This window comes from Pseudonocardia kongjuensis, from assembly GCF_039526905.1.
GTDB classification, from domain to species: domain Bacteria; phylum Actinomycetota; class Actinomycetes; order Mycobacteriales; family Pseudonocardiaceae; genus Pseudonocardia; species Pseudonocardia kongjuensis.
Genome location: NZ_BAAAJK010000001.1, coordinates 26,172 through 42,086 on the forward strand (window position 1 = coordinate 26,172; position 15,915 = coordinate 42,086).

The 15,915-nt window shown below is 75.8% G+C and carries 13 protein-coding genes; 4 read left to right on the top strand and 9 right to left on the bottom strand.

Annotation, left to right across the window (positions count from 1 at the left end):
- Positions 1 to 3: 3 nt before the first annotated feature.
- From ABD160_RS00130 to ABD160_RS00150, 5 genes are all read right to left on the bottom strand, one after another.
- Positions 4 to 1,143, bottom strand: coding sequence for a family 16 glycosylhydrolase (locus tag ABD160_RS00130; protein WP_344017409.1), 1,140 nt, complete (start codon positions 1,141 to 1,143; stop codon positions 4 to 6).
- Positions 1,144 to 1,446: 303 nt separating this feature from the next.
- On the bottom strand, positions 1,447 to 2,865 hold the full coding sequence (locus tag ABD160_RS00135) for an amidohydrolase family protein (protein ID WP_344017410.1): 1,419 nt from the start codon (positions 2,863 to 2,865) through the stop codon (positions 1,447 to 1,449).
- A complete protein-coding gene (locus tag ABD160_RS00140; protein ID WP_344017411.1) occupies positions 2,862 to 5,213 on the bottom strand; it encodes a xanthine dehydrogenase family protein molybdopterin-binding subunit in 2,352 nt (783 codons plus the stop codon). The genes ABD160_RS00135 and ABD160_RS00140 overlap by 4 nt, the downstream gene beginning before the upstream one ends.
- A complete protein-coding gene (locus ABD160_RS00145) occupies positions 5,210 to 5,698 on the bottom strand; it encodes a (2Fe-2S)-binding protein (protein ID WP_344017412.1) in 489 nt (162 codons plus the stop codon). Before ABD160_RS00145 ends, ABD160_RS00140 begins: the two co-directional genes overlap by 4 nt.
- Complete coding sequence (locus ABD160_RS00150; RefSeq protein ID WP_344017413.1) at positions 5,695 to 6,555, bottom strand: FAD binding domain-containing protein; 861 nt, start codon at positions 6,553 to 6,555, stop codon at positions 5,695 to 5,697. The genes ABD160_RS00145 and ABD160_RS00150 overlap by 4 nt, the downstream gene beginning before the upstream one ends.
- Positions 6,556 to 6,691: 136 nt before the next feature.
- Here ABD160_RS00150 and ABD160_RS00155 point away from each other — a divergent pair, with 136 nt between their 5' ends.
- Complete coding sequence (locus ABD160_RS00155; RefSeq protein ID WP_344017414.1) at positions 6,692 to 8,194, top strand: PucR family transcriptional regulator; 1,503 nt, start codon at positions 6,692 to 6,694, stop codon at positions 8,192 to 8,194.
- 58 nt (positions 8,195 to 8,252) lie between these two features.
- Here the strand turns inward: ABD160_RS00155 and ABD160_RS00160 are convergent, their stop codons facing one another.
- Positions 8,253 to 8,972, bottom strand: coding sequence for an Rv1476 family membrane protein (locus ABD160_RS00160; protein WP_344017415.1), 720 nt, complete (start codon positions 8,970 to 8,972; stop codon positions 8,253 to 8,255).
- A gap of 102 nt (positions 8,973 to 9,074) precedes the next feature.
- On the opposite strand from ABD160_RS00160, the gene ABD160_RS00165 reads away from it, so the two are divergent.
- Positions 9,075 to 9,887: a hypothetical protein gene (locus ABD160_RS00165; RefSeq protein ID WP_344017417.1), complete on the top strand. Its 813-nt coding sequence runs from the start codon at positions 9,075 to 9,077 to the stop codon at positions 9,885 to 9,887.
- Between the two features lie 49 nt (positions 9,888 to 9,936).
- On the opposite strand, the gene ABD160_RS00170 is transcribed toward ABD160_RS00165, so the two are convergent.
- Positions 9,937 to 11,892 (bottom strand): S9 family peptidase, encoded by a 1,956-nt coding sequence (locus ABD160_RS00170; RefSeq protein ID WP_344017419.1) that lies wholly within the window; start codon positions 11,890 to 11,892, stop codon positions 9,937 to 9,939.
- Between the two features lie 211 nt (positions 11,893 to 12,103).
- On the opposite strand from ABD160_RS00170, the gene ABD160_RS00175 reads away from it, so the two are divergent.
- Positions 12,104 to 13,246, top strand: a complete 1,143-nt coding sequence (locus ABD160_RS00175; RefSeq protein WP_344017420.1) for a coiled-coil domain-containing protein — start codon at positions 12,104 to 12,106, stop codon at positions 13,244 to 13,246.
- On the opposite strand, the gene ABD160_RS00180 is transcribed toward ABD160_RS00175, so the two are convergent.
- Both ABD160_RS00180 and ABD160_RS00185 read right to left on the bottom strand, forming a co-directional pair.
- On the bottom strand, positions 13,232 to 13,633 hold the full coding sequence (locus ABD160_RS00180; protein ID WP_344017421.1) for a DUF2834 domain-containing protein: 402 nt from the start codon (positions 13,631 to 13,633) through the stop codon (positions 13,232 to 13,234). The two genes, ABD160_RS00175 and ABD160_RS00180, sit on opposite strands and share 15 nt — an antisense overlap.
- Positions 13,634 to 13,669: 36 nt before the next feature.
- The gene (locus ABD160_RS00185) at positions 13,670 to 14,950 is read right to left on the bottom strand and encodes an FAD-binding oxidoreductase (protein WP_344017422.1); all 1,281 of its coding nucleotides are present in this window, start codon (positions 14,948 to 14,950) and stop codon (positions 13,670 to 13,672) included.
- A gap of 70 nt (positions 14,951 to 15,020) precedes the next feature.
- Between ABD160_RS00185 and ABD160_RS00190 the strand changes: the two genes are divergently transcribed.
- The gene (locus ABD160_RS00190; protein ID WP_344017423.1) at positions 15,021 to 15,908 is read left to right on the top strand and encodes a LysR family transcriptional regulator; all 888 of its coding nucleotides are present in this window, start codon (positions 15,021 to 15,023) and stop codon (positions 15,906 to 15,908) included.
- Positions 15,909 to 15,915 lie beyond the last annotated feature (7 nt).

Below are 15,915 nucleotides of genomic sequence, written 5' to 3' on the forward strand. Positions count from 1 at the left end.
CGCTCAGCCGTCCAGCGCGTAGCTGCGGACCCAGTCCACCTCGAGCTGCGCCGGCCGGTACGGGCCGGTGCCGTGGAAGCCGTCGAGCTGGATCTTCAGCGCGCCGGACGGCATGCCCTGGATGTCCGACCGGCCCGGCCCGGCCCCGCCGGAGAAGCGGAACCACTCCACACCGTCGATGAAGCCGCGCACGTGCTGCGGGGTCCACTCGACGGCGACGTTGTGCCACTCCGACAGCGGCGCGCCGCAGTCGGACTCGCGGGCGAACTCCTGCTGCACCGGGCCCGGGGCGTGCGGGTAGTGGATGAACGCCTCGGCGCACGGGGCGCCGGGGGAGTCGTTCTCCAGGAAGTCGTACTCGCCGTCCTGCGGCCACCGGTTCGACGACGGCCAGATGATCAGCACCGGGTGGTAGCGGTGCGCGGCGGTGCCGGTGTCGCTGGAGCGCACCCGCATCTCCCAGCGGCCGTACCGCTGGTCGAGCCGGGACCCGAGCCATCCGGTGTCGCCGTTCGCGAGACCGGTCTGGATCAGCCTGCCGTCCCGGACGGTGGACCGGCTCGCGCAGCGGCGGCCGTTGCCGTCGTGGCCGGGCCAGCACTCGGCCGCGGCGACCCACTTCTCCGGGGAGGGCGGGCCGGTGTAGTCGAACTCGTCGCTGCCCAGCGGGATCGGGGTGCCCCAGCCGTGCCGGGCGGCGGCGGTGGTCGCGCCGGGATCCGGGCCGGGCCCCGGTTCGGGCTCGGGCTCCGGGGCGGGCTCGGGGTCCGGGCCGGGGTCCGGTGGGACGCCGGGCGCCGGTGGGTGGGCCGCCAGCCAGTCGAGACCGGCGGTGATCTGCGCCTGTCCGGCGGTGATCTGCGCCTGTCCGGCGGTGATCTGCGCCTGCCCGGCGGTGATCTGCGCCTGTCCGGCGGTGATCTGCGCCTGTCCGGCGGTGATCTGGTCCTGCCCGGCGGTGAGCTGCGCCTGCCCGGCGGCGACCTGTGCCCGGCCGGCGGTGACCGCGGCGACGGCCTGCTCCTGCGAGCTGATCGGCGGCGGATCCTCCTGTGCCGCAGCCTCCGTGGTGCCGAGACCGACCGTCCCGGCCCCGATCATGAGGGCGGCGGCACCCCCGGCCAGCGCGCGACGCCAGGTCACGACGCCACCGGTGGCGCCGTGACCGCCCGGCGTCGACCCGGCGACCCGATCGGGTCCGTTCCGTGCCGGACGCCGGAGCGTCCGGGCAGCACAGCAGTACCCTGGTGCATGTCGACTCCTGAGGTCGGCAGTCGCAGGAACCTCGGCGGGTGTGTCCGCACCCGTCGGGGCTGCCCATCGGGCGAGCGCGACCGCCGGGGGAACCTACACCGATCGGGTGTCAGGTCACCTGGGACGCGACGGCGTCGGGCCGTGATTTTCGTCGATCGCGCAGAACTCCCCGCTGTGCTATCACCGGGGCTGTCAGCGGGTGACGACCGAGCGCCACGGCCGGGAGCCGAGCCGGGCCGTGCCGGCCCGCTCCGCCAGCCCGGCGGCGGCCGCGGCGGACCGCTCCCGCACCGTGCGGGCGTCCACCCGCACCGGCCGGCCACCGGCGACGACCGGCTCGCCGTCGACGTACACCCGGTCCACCTCGTCGCCGCGCTGGCTGTAGACCAGCGCGGACACCGCGGCGTGCACCGGTGTCACGCAGAGGTTCGACAGGTCCAGCACGATCACGTCGGCCCGCTTCCCGGGTTCCAGCGAGCCGATCCGGTCGGCCATCCCGAGCGCGGCGGCCCCGTCGACGGTCGCCATCTCCAGCGCCTTCTCCGCGGTCATGATCTCCGGGTCCCGGTGCACGCCCTTGTGCAGCAGCGCCGCGAACTTGACGGCCTGCAGCATCGAGTGGTTCGAGCTCGACGCCGGCCCGTCCGAGGCGAGGCCGACCATAATGCCGCGCCGGTGCATCGCCGGGACCGGGGCGAAACCGGAGCCGAGGTAGAGGTTCGAGCACGGGTTGTGCGACACCGCGGTGCCGGAGGCGGCGAGCAGGTCCAGGTCGGTGTCGTCGCACTGCACGCAGTGCGCGGCGACCAGGTCGGGACCGAGCAGGCCGGTCTCGGCGGCGAACGGGACGTCCCGCATGCCGAAGCGCCGCTGCGACTCCTCGACGTCGAACGGCGACTCGGCGAGATGCATCGTGACCAGCGCACCGGTGCGGTCGGCGAGCGCACGGGTCTCCCGCAGCGTCGCGGCGTCGACGGTCCAGCTCATGCACGGTGCCAGCCCGGCCCGCACCCGGCTGCCGGGACGGTTCCAGGTACCGATCAGCCGCTCCGCGTCGGCCAGCGCCACGTCGAGCGGCTCGATCAGCTCCGGCGGCACCCCGACGTCGGTGCCGGTGGTCGTGTAGCCGCGCCCGACGATCCCGCGGATCCCGGTGTCGTACATCGCGTGCGCCACCGCGTCCGCCAGCCCCGGCCGGGGATGGACGTACATGAAGTCGAGCAGCGTGGTCGTCCCGGTGGTCAGCGCCTCGGTGCAGCCGTGCAGCGCACCGACGTACACGTCGTCCTCGGTCAGCGCGACCGCGGACGGCCCGGTCATCGCGGTGAACCAGTCGGACAGCACCCGGTCGTCGCCCAGGCCCTTGAGCAGCGTCTGGAACAGGTGGGTGTGGGTGTTGACGAACCCGGGCAGGACGAGCGACCCGCGGCAGTCGACGACGTCGGCGTCCGGGTACGCGGCCAGCACCTCGGCCGGCGGGCCGACCGCCAGGATCGTGCCGTCCGCCGGCCCGGGGCCCGGCCCGGCGAACGCGACCGCGCCCTCGGTGAGCACCCGGCGCTGCGGGTCCACCGGGACGACCGTCCCCCCGGTGAGCACGGTGACGCTCACGCCTGCTCCTCCGGGATCAGCGCGAGCACCCGGTCCGGCGTCCACGGCCCGTCCGAGGTGAGGTGCACGCCGAACGGCGCCAGCGCGTCGGCCAGCGCGTTGACCAGCGCACCGGGTGCCCCGGTGGCGCCGCCCTCACCGGCCCCCTTCATGCCGTAGGGGTTGAGCGGGGTCGGCGACTCGGCGGAGTCGGTCCGGATCACCGGCACGTCGCTGACCGTCGGCAGCAGGTAGTCGGCCAGGTTGCGGGCCAGCGGGGTGCCGTCCGCGGCGTAGGGCACCTCCTCGAACAGCGTCCCGCCCAGGCCCTGCACGACGCCGCCGTGCACCTGGCCCTCGACGATGCTCGGGTTGATCACGGTGCCGCAGTCGTGCACGACGACGTAGTCGAGCACGTCGATCTCGCCGGTCGTGACGTCCACCGCGACCTTCGCCGCGTGCGTGGCGTGCGAGAACGCGATGCCGGGCGCCTGGTGGCGGTGGGTGGCCTCCAGGTTCCAGTCCAGGCCGCCGGGCAGCGGCGCGTTCCAGGCGGTCGCGGCACCGGCCAGCTCGGCCAGCGACATCGACCGGGACGCCCCGCGGACGACGGCGGCGCCGTCGCGCCACTCCAGGTCCGCCGGGTCGATCTCCAGCAGGTGCGACGCCAGGGTGAGCGCCTTCTCCTTGACGGTGGCGGCGGCCGACCGGGCGGCGGCCCCGCCGATCGCGGCGGACCGGGAGGCGAACGTGCCGACCCCCTCGGCGACGACGTCGGTGTCGCCGTGCAGCACCGTGACGTCCTCCAGGTCGATGTCGAGCTCGTCGGCGACCAGCTGGCTGAACGTCGTGACGTGCCCCTGCCCGTGCGGGCTGGACCCGGTCAGCACGGTGACCTTCCCGGCGCCGTCGACCCGGACGACCGCGGACTCGTAGGGGCCGATCGCGGTCTCCTCGACCAGCGAGGCCACGCCGATCCCGAGGTACCGGCCGCGTGCGCGTTCGCGCTGCTGCTCGGCCGCCCAGTCCGGGGTCAGCCCGATCATCCCGGCGGCCCGGCGCAGCACCGCGCCGTAGTCGCCGGTGTCGTAGACGACCTGCCCGGCCAGCACGATCGCGGTGCCGCGGTCGTTCGGCAGCTCGGCCGGGGTGATCATGTTCTGCAGCCGCAGCTCGACCCGGTCCCGGCCCAGGTCGGCGGCGATGATGTCCATCATCCGTTCCATCACCAGCACCGCCTGCGGGTGACCGGCGCCGCGGTAGACGGCCAGCGGGGTCTTGTTGGTCGTCACGCAGTGCGCCCGGGCCCGGTAGACCGGGATCCGGTAGGGCCCGCGCAGCATCGCCGAGCTGATCGACGCCGGGGTGGTGGCGAGCGTGCAGCAGGCGGCGCCGTTGCTGGTCCACGACCGGGCGTCGACGGCGGTGACGGTGCCGTCCGCGGACACCGCGACCCGCACGGTGTGCTTCTGCTCGCGGGCGTGCGAGCTGGCGACCATGTGCTCGCGCCGGTCCTCGATCCACTTGACCGGCCGGCGCAGCCGCATCGCGAACAGCGGCGCCAGGATCTCCTCGCAGTAGAACTCGCACTTGGCGCCGAAGCCGCCGCCGACGTCCGGGGCGATCACCCGGATCCGGCTCTCCGGCAGCCCGAGCACCCCGGACAGGAAGCCGCGGACCAGGTGCGGGAACTGGGTGGAGGTGATGAGCGTGAGCCGCTCGGTGACCGGGTCGATCTCGGCGACGACGCCGCGGGTCTCCATCGGCGCGGGGACGTAGCGGTGCACGGTGAACGTCTCGGTGTAGACGTGGTCGGCCGCGGCGAAGGCGGCGTCGACGGCGGCGTCGCCGCCGACGTCCTGGGCGATCGTGGTGACCACGTTGGTGCCGTGCTCGGGATAGAGCAGGGTGTGCCCGGCGACGGCCTCGTCGAGATCGACGACGGCGGGCAGCGGCTCGTAGGTCACCTCGACGCCGTCCAGCGCGTCCTCGGCGAGGTACTCGTCGGTGGCGACGAGCGCGGCGACCGGCTGGCCGACGTAGCGCACGACGCCGTCGGCGAGCGCGGTCTGCAGGGTCGGCAGCGAGTCCGGGTACAGGTCGATGCACGGGATCGGACCGGCCTGGTCGGCGATGTCGTCCCAGGTCAGCACCGCGAGCACGCCCGGAGTCGCCAACGCGCGCGAGGCGTCGACGCCGACGATCCGGGCGTGCGCGTGCGGGGAGCGGACGATCGCCATGTGCACGGTGCCGGCAGGCCGGATGTCGGCGACGTAGCGGCCGCGGCCGCGGAGCAGCCGCGGGTCCTCGCGCCGCTTGACGGACCCGCCGACGTAGGCCGGGCGTGCACCGGTGGGGGTGACGGTCACGGGGCGACCTCCGGGACGGGGCGGCCGGCCGCCTGGCGGGCCGCCTTCACGATGTTCTGGTAGCCGGTGCACCGGCAGAGGTGGCCGTCGAGGGTGTCGGTGATCGCCTCGTCGGACGGTGCCGGATCGGCGTCGAGCAGGGCGGTCAGCGAGCACACGACGCCGGGGGTGCAGAAGCCGCACTGCATGCCGTGGTTGTCGTTGATGGCCTGCTGGACCGGCGTGATCGGACCGTCGCCCGCGACGCCCTCGACGGTGGTGACCGAGCTGCCGTCGGCCTGGACGGCGAGCATCAGGCAGGAGCGGACCGGCTCGCCGTCGAGCACCACGGTGCAGGACCCGCAGGTGCCGTGGCCGCAGCCGAGATGGGTGCCGGTGAGGCCGAGGTGCTCGCGCAGGAGGTCGGCGAGCAGCAGCCGCGGCGGGACGGCGGCGGTGTGCGGGACCCCGTTGACGGTGAGCACGACCGGCAGGAGCTCGCTCATGCCGCCACCGCCCCGGCGGTGGGCAGCGCGTCGTCCAGGGCGCGCCGCACCACGGCGGGCAGCACCCGCCTGCGGTATCCGGCGCTCGCCCGGAGCGTGAGGTCCGGATCGATCTCCCCGGTGGCGGCGCGGGCGGCGGCCGCGATCGCCGGACCGTCGGCCGGGTTGCCGAGCAGTGCCTGCTCGGTGGCGGTCATCCGCTGCGGGTGCGCGGCGAGGCCGGTCGCGGCCACCCGGGCCGCGACGATCCGGCCGTCCGCGACGGTGATCTGCGCCCCCACCGCGACCAGCGGCAGGTCCTTGGCCTTGCGGCCGATCTCGGCGAACCCGGCCCGGGTGCCGGGCGGGGCGACCGGGAAGGTCACGGCGACCGCCAGTCCGCCGGCCGGGACGGCGGTCTCGAAGGCCGCGCCGAAGAACTCCGCGGCCGGGACGGTCGGCCCGTCGGCGACCACGATCCCGGCGTCCAGGGCGAGCGCCACGGCGGGCAGCTCGGCGGCCGGGTCGTGATGGCACAGCGACCCGAGGACGGTGCCGCGGCTGCGCACCTGCGGGTGCCCGGTGCGGGCGAGCGCCGCGACCAGCAGCGGGGCGGCGGCCGCGACGACGGGGGAGCGCAGCGCGGTGGCCTGCCGGACGGTCGCGCCGACGTGCAGCCGGTCGTCGTCGACGGTCAGCCGGTCCAGCCCGGCGATCCGGTTGACGTCCACCAGCCGCCCGACGTCGACCAGCCGCTGGTTGAGCAGCGGCAGCAGGCTCTGTCCGCCGGCCAGCACCCGGGCCCCGGGGGCGGCCAGGTCGGCGAGCGCCTCGGGGACGGTGCTGGGCCGCCGGTACTCGAAGTGTGGTGGTTTCATCGCGGGCTCCGATCGGGTCCTGCTCGACGTTCGGTGCCCATCCTGGGACCGGGAGCCCGGCATGCACCACGGTCGTAACGTCATGTTGCGGCGATGGTGACTGGACAGGACGTCCGGCCGGTGGTGCGCTCGGCGGATGACGTTGACCCTGCGGGAGGTGCTCGAGCTCGACGCCGTCGCGCGGGCCGCGCCGGAGGTGGTCGTCGGCGCCGACTGGCTGGACCGGCCGGTCCGCTGGGTGCACACCAGCGAGCTCGCCGAGGCCGCGCTGCTGCTCAAGGGCGGTGAGCTGCTGCTGACGACCGGGCTCGGCGTGGCCGGGCGCGGTCCGGTCGGCGAGACCGCCTACGTCACCGAGCTGGCCGAGCGCGGGGCCGCGGCACTGGCGCTGGAGGTGGGCTGGACCTACCCGGAGCCGACCGCGGCGATGGTCGACGCGGCCCGCAGGCACGGGCTGCCGCTGCTGGTGCTCCGCGAGATCGTCCCGTTCGTCGAGGTCACCGAGCAGGTCCAGCGCGCGCTGCTGGAGCGGGAGCGGGCCGGGGTGCGCCGGGACCGGGACGTGCGCGAGCAGCTGACCGACGCGCTGCTCGGCGGTGCGGGACCGCAGGAGCTGGCGGCGGTGCTCGCCGGGCTGACCGGGGCGCCGGTCGTGCTGACGACGGGGGAGGGTGCGCTGGTCGCCTCGGCCGGGCTCCCGGCGGGCGACCGGCGCCGCGGCCGGCCGGCCGCACGCCGCGACATCGTGCTGCTGGACCGGCACTGGGGGCACCTGTCGGTGCTCGCGCCGGCCCGCGCCGACGATCCGGCCGTGGTCGCCGCGTGCACCTTCGGCGCCGAGGCACTGGAGCTGGCCCTGCTGCGCTCGGCGGCGTCCGGCGATCTCGACGACCGGCGCAGGCTGCTCGTCGAGGACCTGCTGGCCGGCGACTTCGACGGCCCGGGCGAGCTGGTCGGCCGGGCCCGGATGCTCGGGCTGTCGTTCCCGGTGCAGGCCCGCTACACCTGCCTGGCCCTGCGCGGCGCCGATCCGGTGACGGCCGCCCGCGCGGCGGGCGGGACGCTCGCCGCGGGGACGGCGCTGGTCGCCGCGAACGGCGACGGCGTGGTCGTCGTCGCGCGGACGTCCGCGGCCACCGCCGCGGCCCGGGCGGTGCTCGCCGCGGTGGAGGTCGCCGATCCGGCGTCGGCCGGATCGGTGCGGGTGGTGGCGGGCCCGGTGGTGCCCCGGCTGGACCTGGCCGGGCAGTCGCTGGCCAGGGCCCGGCAGGCCCTCGACCTCGCGGACACCCTCGGGCTGAGCGAGCGGGTGCTGCCCGCCGCCCGGCTGACCGCGCCCGCCCTGCTGACCGGTCTGGGCCCGGAGCCGCTGGCCGCGCGCCTGGTCGAGGAGGAGATCGGGCCGCTGGTGGCGCACGACCGGGAGACCGGTTCGGACCTGGTGGGGACGTTGCGCTGCTATCTCGCGCACTCGTCGTCGAAGGTGCGGGCGGCCGAGGGGCTGGGCATCCGGCGGCAGACGCTGCACGCCCGGCTCGACCGGATCGCCGGGCTGGTGGGCGACGTGCACGCCGCGGAGCGGCACAGCGCGCTGGTGCTGGCGCTCGCGCTGCACGAGCTGGGCGTCGGGGGCGGGTGAGGGCCGGGCGCGATCCGGAGCCGGACCGGTAGGGGCGCCGCCGGTCGAGCCGCGTCGGTCAGGGGCGGGTCGCGAGGTCCAGCGCCTGGACCCGGTCGTGCAGCGCGCGCACCCGGCCGGCGAGCGCGTTCGCCGCCCGGCGGTCGCGCGGATCGCGTTCCACCTGGTGCACCACGTCCCGGTACTCGACGGCGACGGTGCTGTACTCGGTGCCCAGCCCGGCGTCCTCGAGCAGGGCGGTGCGGGACTCGATGGACAGCATCTCGTCGGCCATCTCGGCGACCTCGCCGCGCAGCCGCTCACCCTCCGCGGCGAGCGCGGCGGCGTCCCGGCGGCGCCTGCGCCGCAGCTCCCACCACCGCCCGCCGCCCGCGACGAGGGCGACCAGCAGCACCGCGACGATCCCGATGCCCAGCCACGGCGGGCCGGGGTCGGTGAGCTCGCCGACGAACTGCTCGGCCGCGGCGACGTCGCTGCCGGGCAGGCCGTCGATGTAGGCGTCGACGTCGGTGTAGCTGTCGCTGGCGGCCGCGGTGTACTCCGGGCTGAGCACCAGGACGGTCCCGCCGCGCTCGGACCGGACGGTCTGGGCCAGCTGTACCAGCTCCGCCTGGCTGTCCGCCTGCGGGACCACGACCACGGACAGCGCGAGATCGTGGTCCGCGGCGGCGGACTGCACGACGGCGGCGAGCTCGCTCTGGTCCCCGGGGGCGGCCACGCCGTTGTCGGCGAGATCGTCGAGGATCGCGTCGGCGTCCTGCGGCTGCAGGGACAGCACGCCGTGCAACGGTGTCCGACCGGGCATCATGTGGTCCTCATGACGGGTTCGTGAGCGGAGGGGGAGCGGGTGCGGGAACGGTACGTCAGTGCGCCTGACGGCATGAAGTGGGTGGTCGGGCGCAAGTTCCTGCTCGGTCCGCCGCGCTACCGCGGGTTCCGGTTCGGACTCGGCGGCGGCGACCGCTTCTTCGAGCCGGCCGCCCGGCCCGCGACCGGCGACGCCGCCGCGGAGGAGCCCGGAGCGGAGCGTCCGCGGGTGGTGCGGGACCGGCCGGTGCCCGACCACACGGTCCGCCGCGAGCCGCCCGCCCGGTACCGCGACGTCGACAGCCACTGGCACCGGCCGCGCCGCCGCTCGACGCCGATCATCATCCCGACCGGCCGCAGCAGCGGTGGCTGGGGCGGTGGCTGGGGCGGCTCCGGTGGATCCGTCGGGGGCGGCGACCGCGGCTCCTCCGGCGGCGGCAACCGCGGTGGGATCGGCGGCGGCAACCGGGGCGGCAGCGGTGGCGGCAACCGCGGTGGTGGCGGCGGCGGGGCCGCCGGCGGTGCGGGCGCGCTGCTGGCCGGGGCCGGCGGCGCCGGGGCGATGCTGGTCAAGGTCCTGTGGTGGGTGCTGATCGCGGCCGCGATCGGCGCCGCGCTGTTCCTGGCGATCTTCGTGGTGATCCCCGGGATCCTGCTCGGCCTGCAGTTCCTGCTGATCGGGGTGCTGATCGCCTGGCGGGCGATGACCGGTCGGCCGTGGGTGGTGGAGGCCCGGGAGAACCGGGCGGCGCCGCTGATCCACGCCTGGGAGGTCACCGGCTGGGCGGAGAGCGGCCGGGTCCGGGACGAGGTCGCCGAGGCGCTGCGGCGCGGCGAGGAGCCGCGCCCGGCCGGGGCGGTGCCGGTCGAGATCAGCGGGTCCTGACCGGTCCGCCCGGCGGCGCGGGATCCAGCACGCCGGCGTGCCGCGCGGGTCACCGTGGTCCCACCTCATGCCGCGCCGGCGGTCGGTCCGGCCGGTCGGCGCTGCGGGCGCCGAGGTGCTCGGCGAAGTGCCGCTCCATCGCGCGGAAGAGCCGGGTCCGGTTCTCCGGGTTCTCGAAGCCGTGGCCCTCGTCGTCGGCGAGCAGGTACTCGACGGGCACGCCGCGCTCCCGCAGCGACGCGACGATGTTGTCCGACTCGGCCTGCACCACGCGGGCGTCGTTGGCGCCCTGCGCGACCAGCAGCGGCGTCCGGATCCGGTCGACCATCGTGATGGGGGAGCGGGCCAGCATGTCGGCCTCGGCGGCCGGGTCGTCCGGGTCACCGACGTAGCGGAACCAGTTGTTCACGGTGAACGCGCGGGTGAACGGTGGCAGCGTCCGCATGAAGTTCGCCAGGTCGGAGATGCCGACGTAGTCCACCGCCGCGGCGAAGCGGCCGGGTGTGACGGTGACCCCGACGAGCGCGGCGTAACCGCCGTAGGAGCCGCCGTGGATGCCGATCCGCGCCGGATCGGCGTAGCCCTGCTCGACCGCCCAGTCGACGGCGTCGATCAGGTCGTCGTGCATGGCCCCGGCGAACTCGCCGATGGCGGCGGTGACGTGCCGGCGCCCGTAGCCGGTGGAGCCGCGGAAGTTGACCTGCAGGACGGCCAGGCCCCGGTTGGCGAGGAACTGGGCGGTCGAGTTGTAGCCCCAGACGTCGTTGAACCAGGGGCCACCGTGCACCTGCAGCACCAGCGGCAGCCCGCGCGGTTCGATCCCGACCGGCAGCGTGAGGAAACCGTGCAGTGGCAGGCCGTCGCGGGCCGGGAAGGCGACCGGCGTCATCGGGGCCAGCGCCGCCGGATCGAGCTGCGGGTAGGGCCGGAACAGCTCGCGGCTCTCCCCGGTGGCGTGGTCGTAGAGCCAGGCCACGCCGGGATCGCGGTCGTGCACGAAGGTGGCGATCCAGCGGCGCCCGGCGTCGTCGGAGGAGACCGTCCCGAGCACGCCGTCGGACAGCGCGGCCAGCGCGGCGTACACCTCGGCGAAGCCCGGGTCGACGACCTCGACGTGCGGGCGGTCACCGACGAACCGGGCCGCGAGCACCTCGCCCGTGCGGCGGCGCGTGTACACGGCCGGCGGAAGGACACCGGGCATCATCAGTCCGGTGATGTCGAGGCTGCGGCCCGGCACGGCGGCGACGACGCTCTCCTCGCCGGTCTCCCGGTCGATCCGGACCAGGCGCAGGTCGTCGGAGTCCTGGTAGGAACCGACGAGCAGCCCCTTCCCGTCCGCGGTGACCTGCTGGGGCTGGATGCCCATCGGGTGCTGCGCTCCACCCATGCGGTGCAGCAACCGCTTCTGCCCGGTCGCCGCGTCCCACGCCGACACCTCGAGCGTGCCGTCGTCCGCCAGCGTGGTGTGGAAGACGGGCTCACCCCCGTCGTCGAGGTGCAGGGTCGCCGCCGGATCGTCCTGCTCGTGGAGCAGGGTCGTCGCGCCGGTCGCGACGTCGATCCGGAACATGTCGAAGTACAGCGGGCGCTCGTTCATGACGATCAGCACGCTGCCGGGCACCGCGGGCAGCGGGTCCACGCCGGCCACCCGTGAACCGGGGGCCAGCGGGGTCAGGTCGACCGCGGGCTCGTCCGGGGCGTCGAGATCGACGCGGTGCAGGTGCCAGTCCTCGTTGCCGTCGGTGTCCTGCAGGTAGAGCAGCCACCGCGGGTCGTCGGTCCAGTGGTAGGTGGTGATCCCGCGCCGGCTGTCGTGCGTCACGCAGACGGCGTCGTCGTGGGTTTCGTCGATCCCGCGCACCCAGACGTTGCGCCGGCCGTGCGCCGGGGCCAGGTAGGCGATCCGGGTGCCGTCCGGGGAGATCGTCGGCACGGCGAACGCCGGATCGGCGAAGAAGTCCTCGATGTCGATCAGGGGTGGTGGCCCGCCCGGGGTGTCGGTCATGCGTTCGCTCCGTTCGCTCGCCGCTGTCGGTCGTGCCCCATCCGACACCCGGCCGCGACGGCACAGTCAAGTCCGCGCCGCGGCGGGGGGTGCGGAGGTCTCCGGACAGACGCACCAACGAAACGATGGTTCTGTTGGTCGATGGATCAGTTTCTTGTAACCTAGAACCGGTTACTGAGTTCGTAAGCAACGAACTGATATGGTGTTCGCCGTGGTCGACACCGCCGTACGCTGCGCATACAGCCGCTGCCGGGCCGAGCTGCCGCCTCCCGGGCCGCAGGGCGGCCGCCCCCGGTCGTTCTGCCGGGACACCCGCTGGGAGGGCGGGCGCACCTGCTCGCAGATGGCGCGGGCCGAGCGCGAGGCGCTGGGCGCGCTCGGCCTGGACACCGGGGCCGGGGCGTTCGCGCTGGACGCCGACCGGCTCCGCGAGCACGTCGCCGCGGTCGCCGGGCCGGTCGCCGAGCTCGCCGCGGCGCTGACCGCCGTGCAGGACCGGCTCGACGAGGTGCAGCGCGACGCGCTCGCCGCCACCGAGCGGGCCCGCACCGCGGCGGCCGAGGCCGACCGGGCCCGCCAGGAGGCCGAGACCGCGCGGGACGCGGCGCTGGGCCGCGCGCGGGAGGCGGAGAAGGTCGCCGCCACCGCCCGCCGGGAGCGCGCCGAGGCGGTGACCCGCGCGGAGGAGGCCGCGGCCACCGCGCTGCAGGCCACCGAGGGATGGGGCGCGGCCCGGCAGGAGGCGGCCGACGCGGTCGCCGCGCGGGACCGGGCGATCACCGACGCGGATGCGGCCCGGGCCGAGGCGGCCGCCGCCCAGCGGGACCGGGAGCAGGCGGCGCTCGACGCGGCCCGGGCCGGGCAGGAGCGGGACGCGGCCGCCGACCGTGCCGCCGCGGGGGAACGCGAGCGCGACGGGGCACGCGCCGAGACGGCCGTGCTGCGCGATGCGCTCGCCGCGGCCCGGGCGGAGTCCGGCGCGGTGCGCGAGGACCGGGACACCTGGCGCGACACCGCGGCGGCCGCGGCCGCCGAACGCGACGAGCTGCGTGCCGAGCGGGACCGGCTGCGCGCCGCGGGGGAGCGGTCGGCCGCCGAGCGGGACCGCCACGCGGAGGAGCTGGCGACGATCACCGCGGAGCGGGACCGGCTGGCCGAGGCCGCGCAGGCGGCTACGGCCGATCGCGACCGCCACGCGGCGGCGGCCGAGCAGGCGGGTCGCGAGCGGGACGCGCTCGCCGGCGCCGAACGGGCCGCGCGGGACCGGATCCGCGAGCTGGAGTCCGGCGCCGCGGAGCGCCGGCTGCACGCCGACGACCTGGCGGCGCTGGTCGCCGCGCTACGCGGCGGATGACCTCCGGGCCGGGGTCGCGCCGGCCGGACGGGTGTCGCGCGTCCCGGCCCGGCGGCGCAGCGCCAGCTCCCGCAGCCCGAGGAACAGCGGGAAGGTGAACGCGATCGCGATCGCGAAGCTCAGCGGCACCAGCACCCAGACCCAGCGGATCCAGCCGAGCCGGGCGCCCTCGGCCACCATGAACACACAGGCCGCGAGCGCGACGACGATCACGTCCACCGCCGCCGACGAGCTCGCCGCGTTCGCGAACCAGCCGCCGAGATAGCTGAGGCCGCCCGGATCGGCGAAGAACGCGATGTTGAACGCCCAGGTGCCGACGAGGCCGGCCGCGGACAGCGCGAACCAGACGACCGCGAGCGCGAGCCGGCCGGGAGCTGCGACGGACATGACTCCTCCGATGGATAGTGAGACTATCCAGAAACGCTACCATCGGGCCCCGGGAGCCGTCGGTCCGAACCGGAACGACGGGTGCCTGCCCGTCGCGTGCCGGGCGAACCCCGCCAGCACCCCGTCCACCTCACTCCGGGCGGGCCCGGCACCGACCACCTCCGGCCCGCTTCCGGACCCGAACGGCGCGAGCGCACCCACCAGGTACGACGCGTCCCGGCCCGGCACCGAATCGGGCACCACGGCCGCCCGGCCGGCGGCCCCGCCGAGATGCCGGATGCCGGTGACCACCATCGGGCCGGTCCGGGCGGCCACCCGGTCGAGCCCGGCGCCCTCGACGTCGGAGAGCAGCAGGTCGTCGCCCAGGTAGGCGTGCGGGGACTCCGGCTCGGCATGGACCCGGCCGATCCCGGACGGCTGCAGCGGGCCGATGGTGTCCTCGTCGGCAGCGACCGCGGCCCGCAGCGGGGCGAGCACCGCATCGGCCCGGGCGCCGTCCCCGCACACGACGACGGCGACGCGCAGCACCCGCCGCCCGCGCAGATCCGCCGGCAGGAACGGCAGGTCCGGGTACGGGACCAGGGACAATCCGGAGGTGACGTCGGTCGGCAGGTCGCGCGTCCAGTCCAGCCAGGCGTGCAGCGCCCCCGGGTCGGTGGCCGGCTCGTCGGCCGGGCCCAGCACCCGCACCAGCCCGCCCCCGGTCAGCGGACCGGCCGGGAGCAGTCCGAGCGTCACCTCGGTGACGATCTCGCCGTCGGCCGGGCCGGTGCCACGCAGCCGGGCGAACCGCTCCGGATCGCCGGCGTCGACGGTGCGCACCGCGCCGGCGGCGTCGACCAGCTCGATCGAACGGACATGATCGGCGGTCCAGCCGTCGGTGCGCGCGGTCAGCCCGAGGCCCCCGCCGAACAGGTACCCGGCGACGCCCACCGACGGGGCGCTGCCGGCGGCCGGTCGCAGGCCGTGCCGGGCCGCCGCGGCGAGGACCTCGGCCCAGCGGGCCCCGGCGCCGATCCGGGCCAGCCGCTGCGCGGGGTCGATCCGTACCGCCGCCATCCGCCGGGTCGCGACCAGCACCCCGCCGTCGGCGGGTGCGCGCAGGCCGTGCCCGGTGGCGTGCACCGTCAGCGGGAGGTTCCGGCGGTGCGCGACGGGGAGCAGGGCGGCGACGTCGCTGCTGTCGAGCGGCTCGACCACGACGGCGGGCCGGTGCACGAGGCCGGTCTGGAACGAGGGGATCGCATCGCCGGCCGGTCGGACCGGCCCGGCGATCGCCGCGGCGAACTCGTCGACGAGGGTCTGTGTCGTTCTCATGGGACCACCGTCGAGCAGCCGAAAGTATAAGTCCAAGAGCTGGATCGGCTACGAGCTAGCATTCCTGGTTATGGAACTTCGCCATCTCCGGTACCTCGTCACGGTCGTCGACGAGGGGACCGTGACGGCGGCGGCCGAGGTGCTGCACGTCGCCCAGCCCGGGATCAGCGCGCAGCTGCGGCAGCTCGAACGCGAGCTGGGGGAGACGTTGCTCGAACGCGGCCCGCGCGCGGTGGTGCCGACCGAGGCCGGGCTCGCGGTGCTCCCGCACGCCCGGGCCGCGCTGGCCGCCGCCGACGGCGCCCGGGACGCGATCGCGGCACTGCGCGGGCTGGTGCGCGGACGGGTGGCGGTCGGGATGGCGTCGTCGCTGCCGGACACCGTGCTCGCCGATCCGGTCGGCGCGTTCGCGACCGCGCATCCCGGGGTCGACGTGACGCTGCGCGAGGGAACCGCCGACGACCTGCTGGGCGAGCTGCGGTCCGGCCGCCTCGACGTCGCCGTGCTGGGGCTCCCGGGTGATCCGCCGAGCGGTATCGAGAGCCGGGTACTGATGGAGGAACGGCTGGTCGCGGCGGTCGCCGCGGACGACACCGCGGCCGGGCTCGACGTGTTCCCGCTCGCCGGGCTGGCCGGGCGCCGGCTGATCTGCCTACCACCGGGACACGGTCTGCGGGCCGCACTCGACACGGCGCTGACCGCACACGGGACCGCCACCCGGGTGGCGTTCGAGGCCGGGTCGATGAACCTGCTGCTGCGGCTGGCGGCGTCGGGTGCCGGGGTCGCGATCGTCCCCGAACCGGCGCTGCGCGCACCCGCGGTGCTCGCGCTGGACCGCCCGCCGGTGGCGGTGCCGCTGGAACCCGAGGTGCGCACGCGGCTGCACCTGGCCTGGCGCGCCGGGGGACCGGCCGGCCCCGCGGCCCGTGCCCTGCTGGAGAACCTGGGCACCGGGTGAGTGTCGC

What these genes read in the sequence shown, in the direction of transcription:
- ABD160_RS00155 (WP_344017414.1), top strand. Translation starts at nt 6,692, where the DNA reads ATGACGTTGACCCTGCGGGAGGTGCTCGAGCTCGACGCCGTCGCGCGG.
- ABD160_RS00150 (WP_344017413.1), bottom strand. Translation starts at nt 6,555, where the DNA reads ATGAAACCACCACACTTCGAGTACCGGCGGCCCAGCACCGTCCCCGAG.
- ABD160_RS00180 (WP_344017421.1), bottom strand. Translation starts at nt 13,633, where the DNA reads ATGTCCGTCGCAGCTCCCGGCCGGCTCGCGCTCGCGGTCGTCTGGTTC.
- ABD160_RS00145 (WP_344017412.1), bottom strand. Translation starts at nt 5,698, where the DNA reads ATGAGCGAGCTCCTGCCGGTCGTGCTCACCGTCAACGGGGTCCCGCAC.
- ABD160_RS00165 (WP_344017417.1), top strand. Translation starts at nt 9,075, where the DNA reads ATGAAGTGGGTGGTCGGGCGCAAGTTCCTGCTCGGTCCGCCGCGCTAC.
- ABD160_RS00190 (WP_344017423.1), top strand. Translation starts at nt 15,021, where the DNA reads ATGGAACTTCGCCATCTCCGGTACCTCGTCACGGTCGTCGACGAGGGG.
- ABD160_RS00185 (WP_344017422.1), bottom strand. Translation starts at nt 14,950, where the DNA reads ATGAGAACGACACAGACCCTCGTCGACGAGTTCGCCGCGGCGATCGCC.
- ABD160_RS00170 (WP_344017419.1), bottom strand. Translation starts at nt 11,892, where the DNA reads ATGACCGACACCCCGGGCGGGCCACCACCCCTGATCGACATCGAGGAC.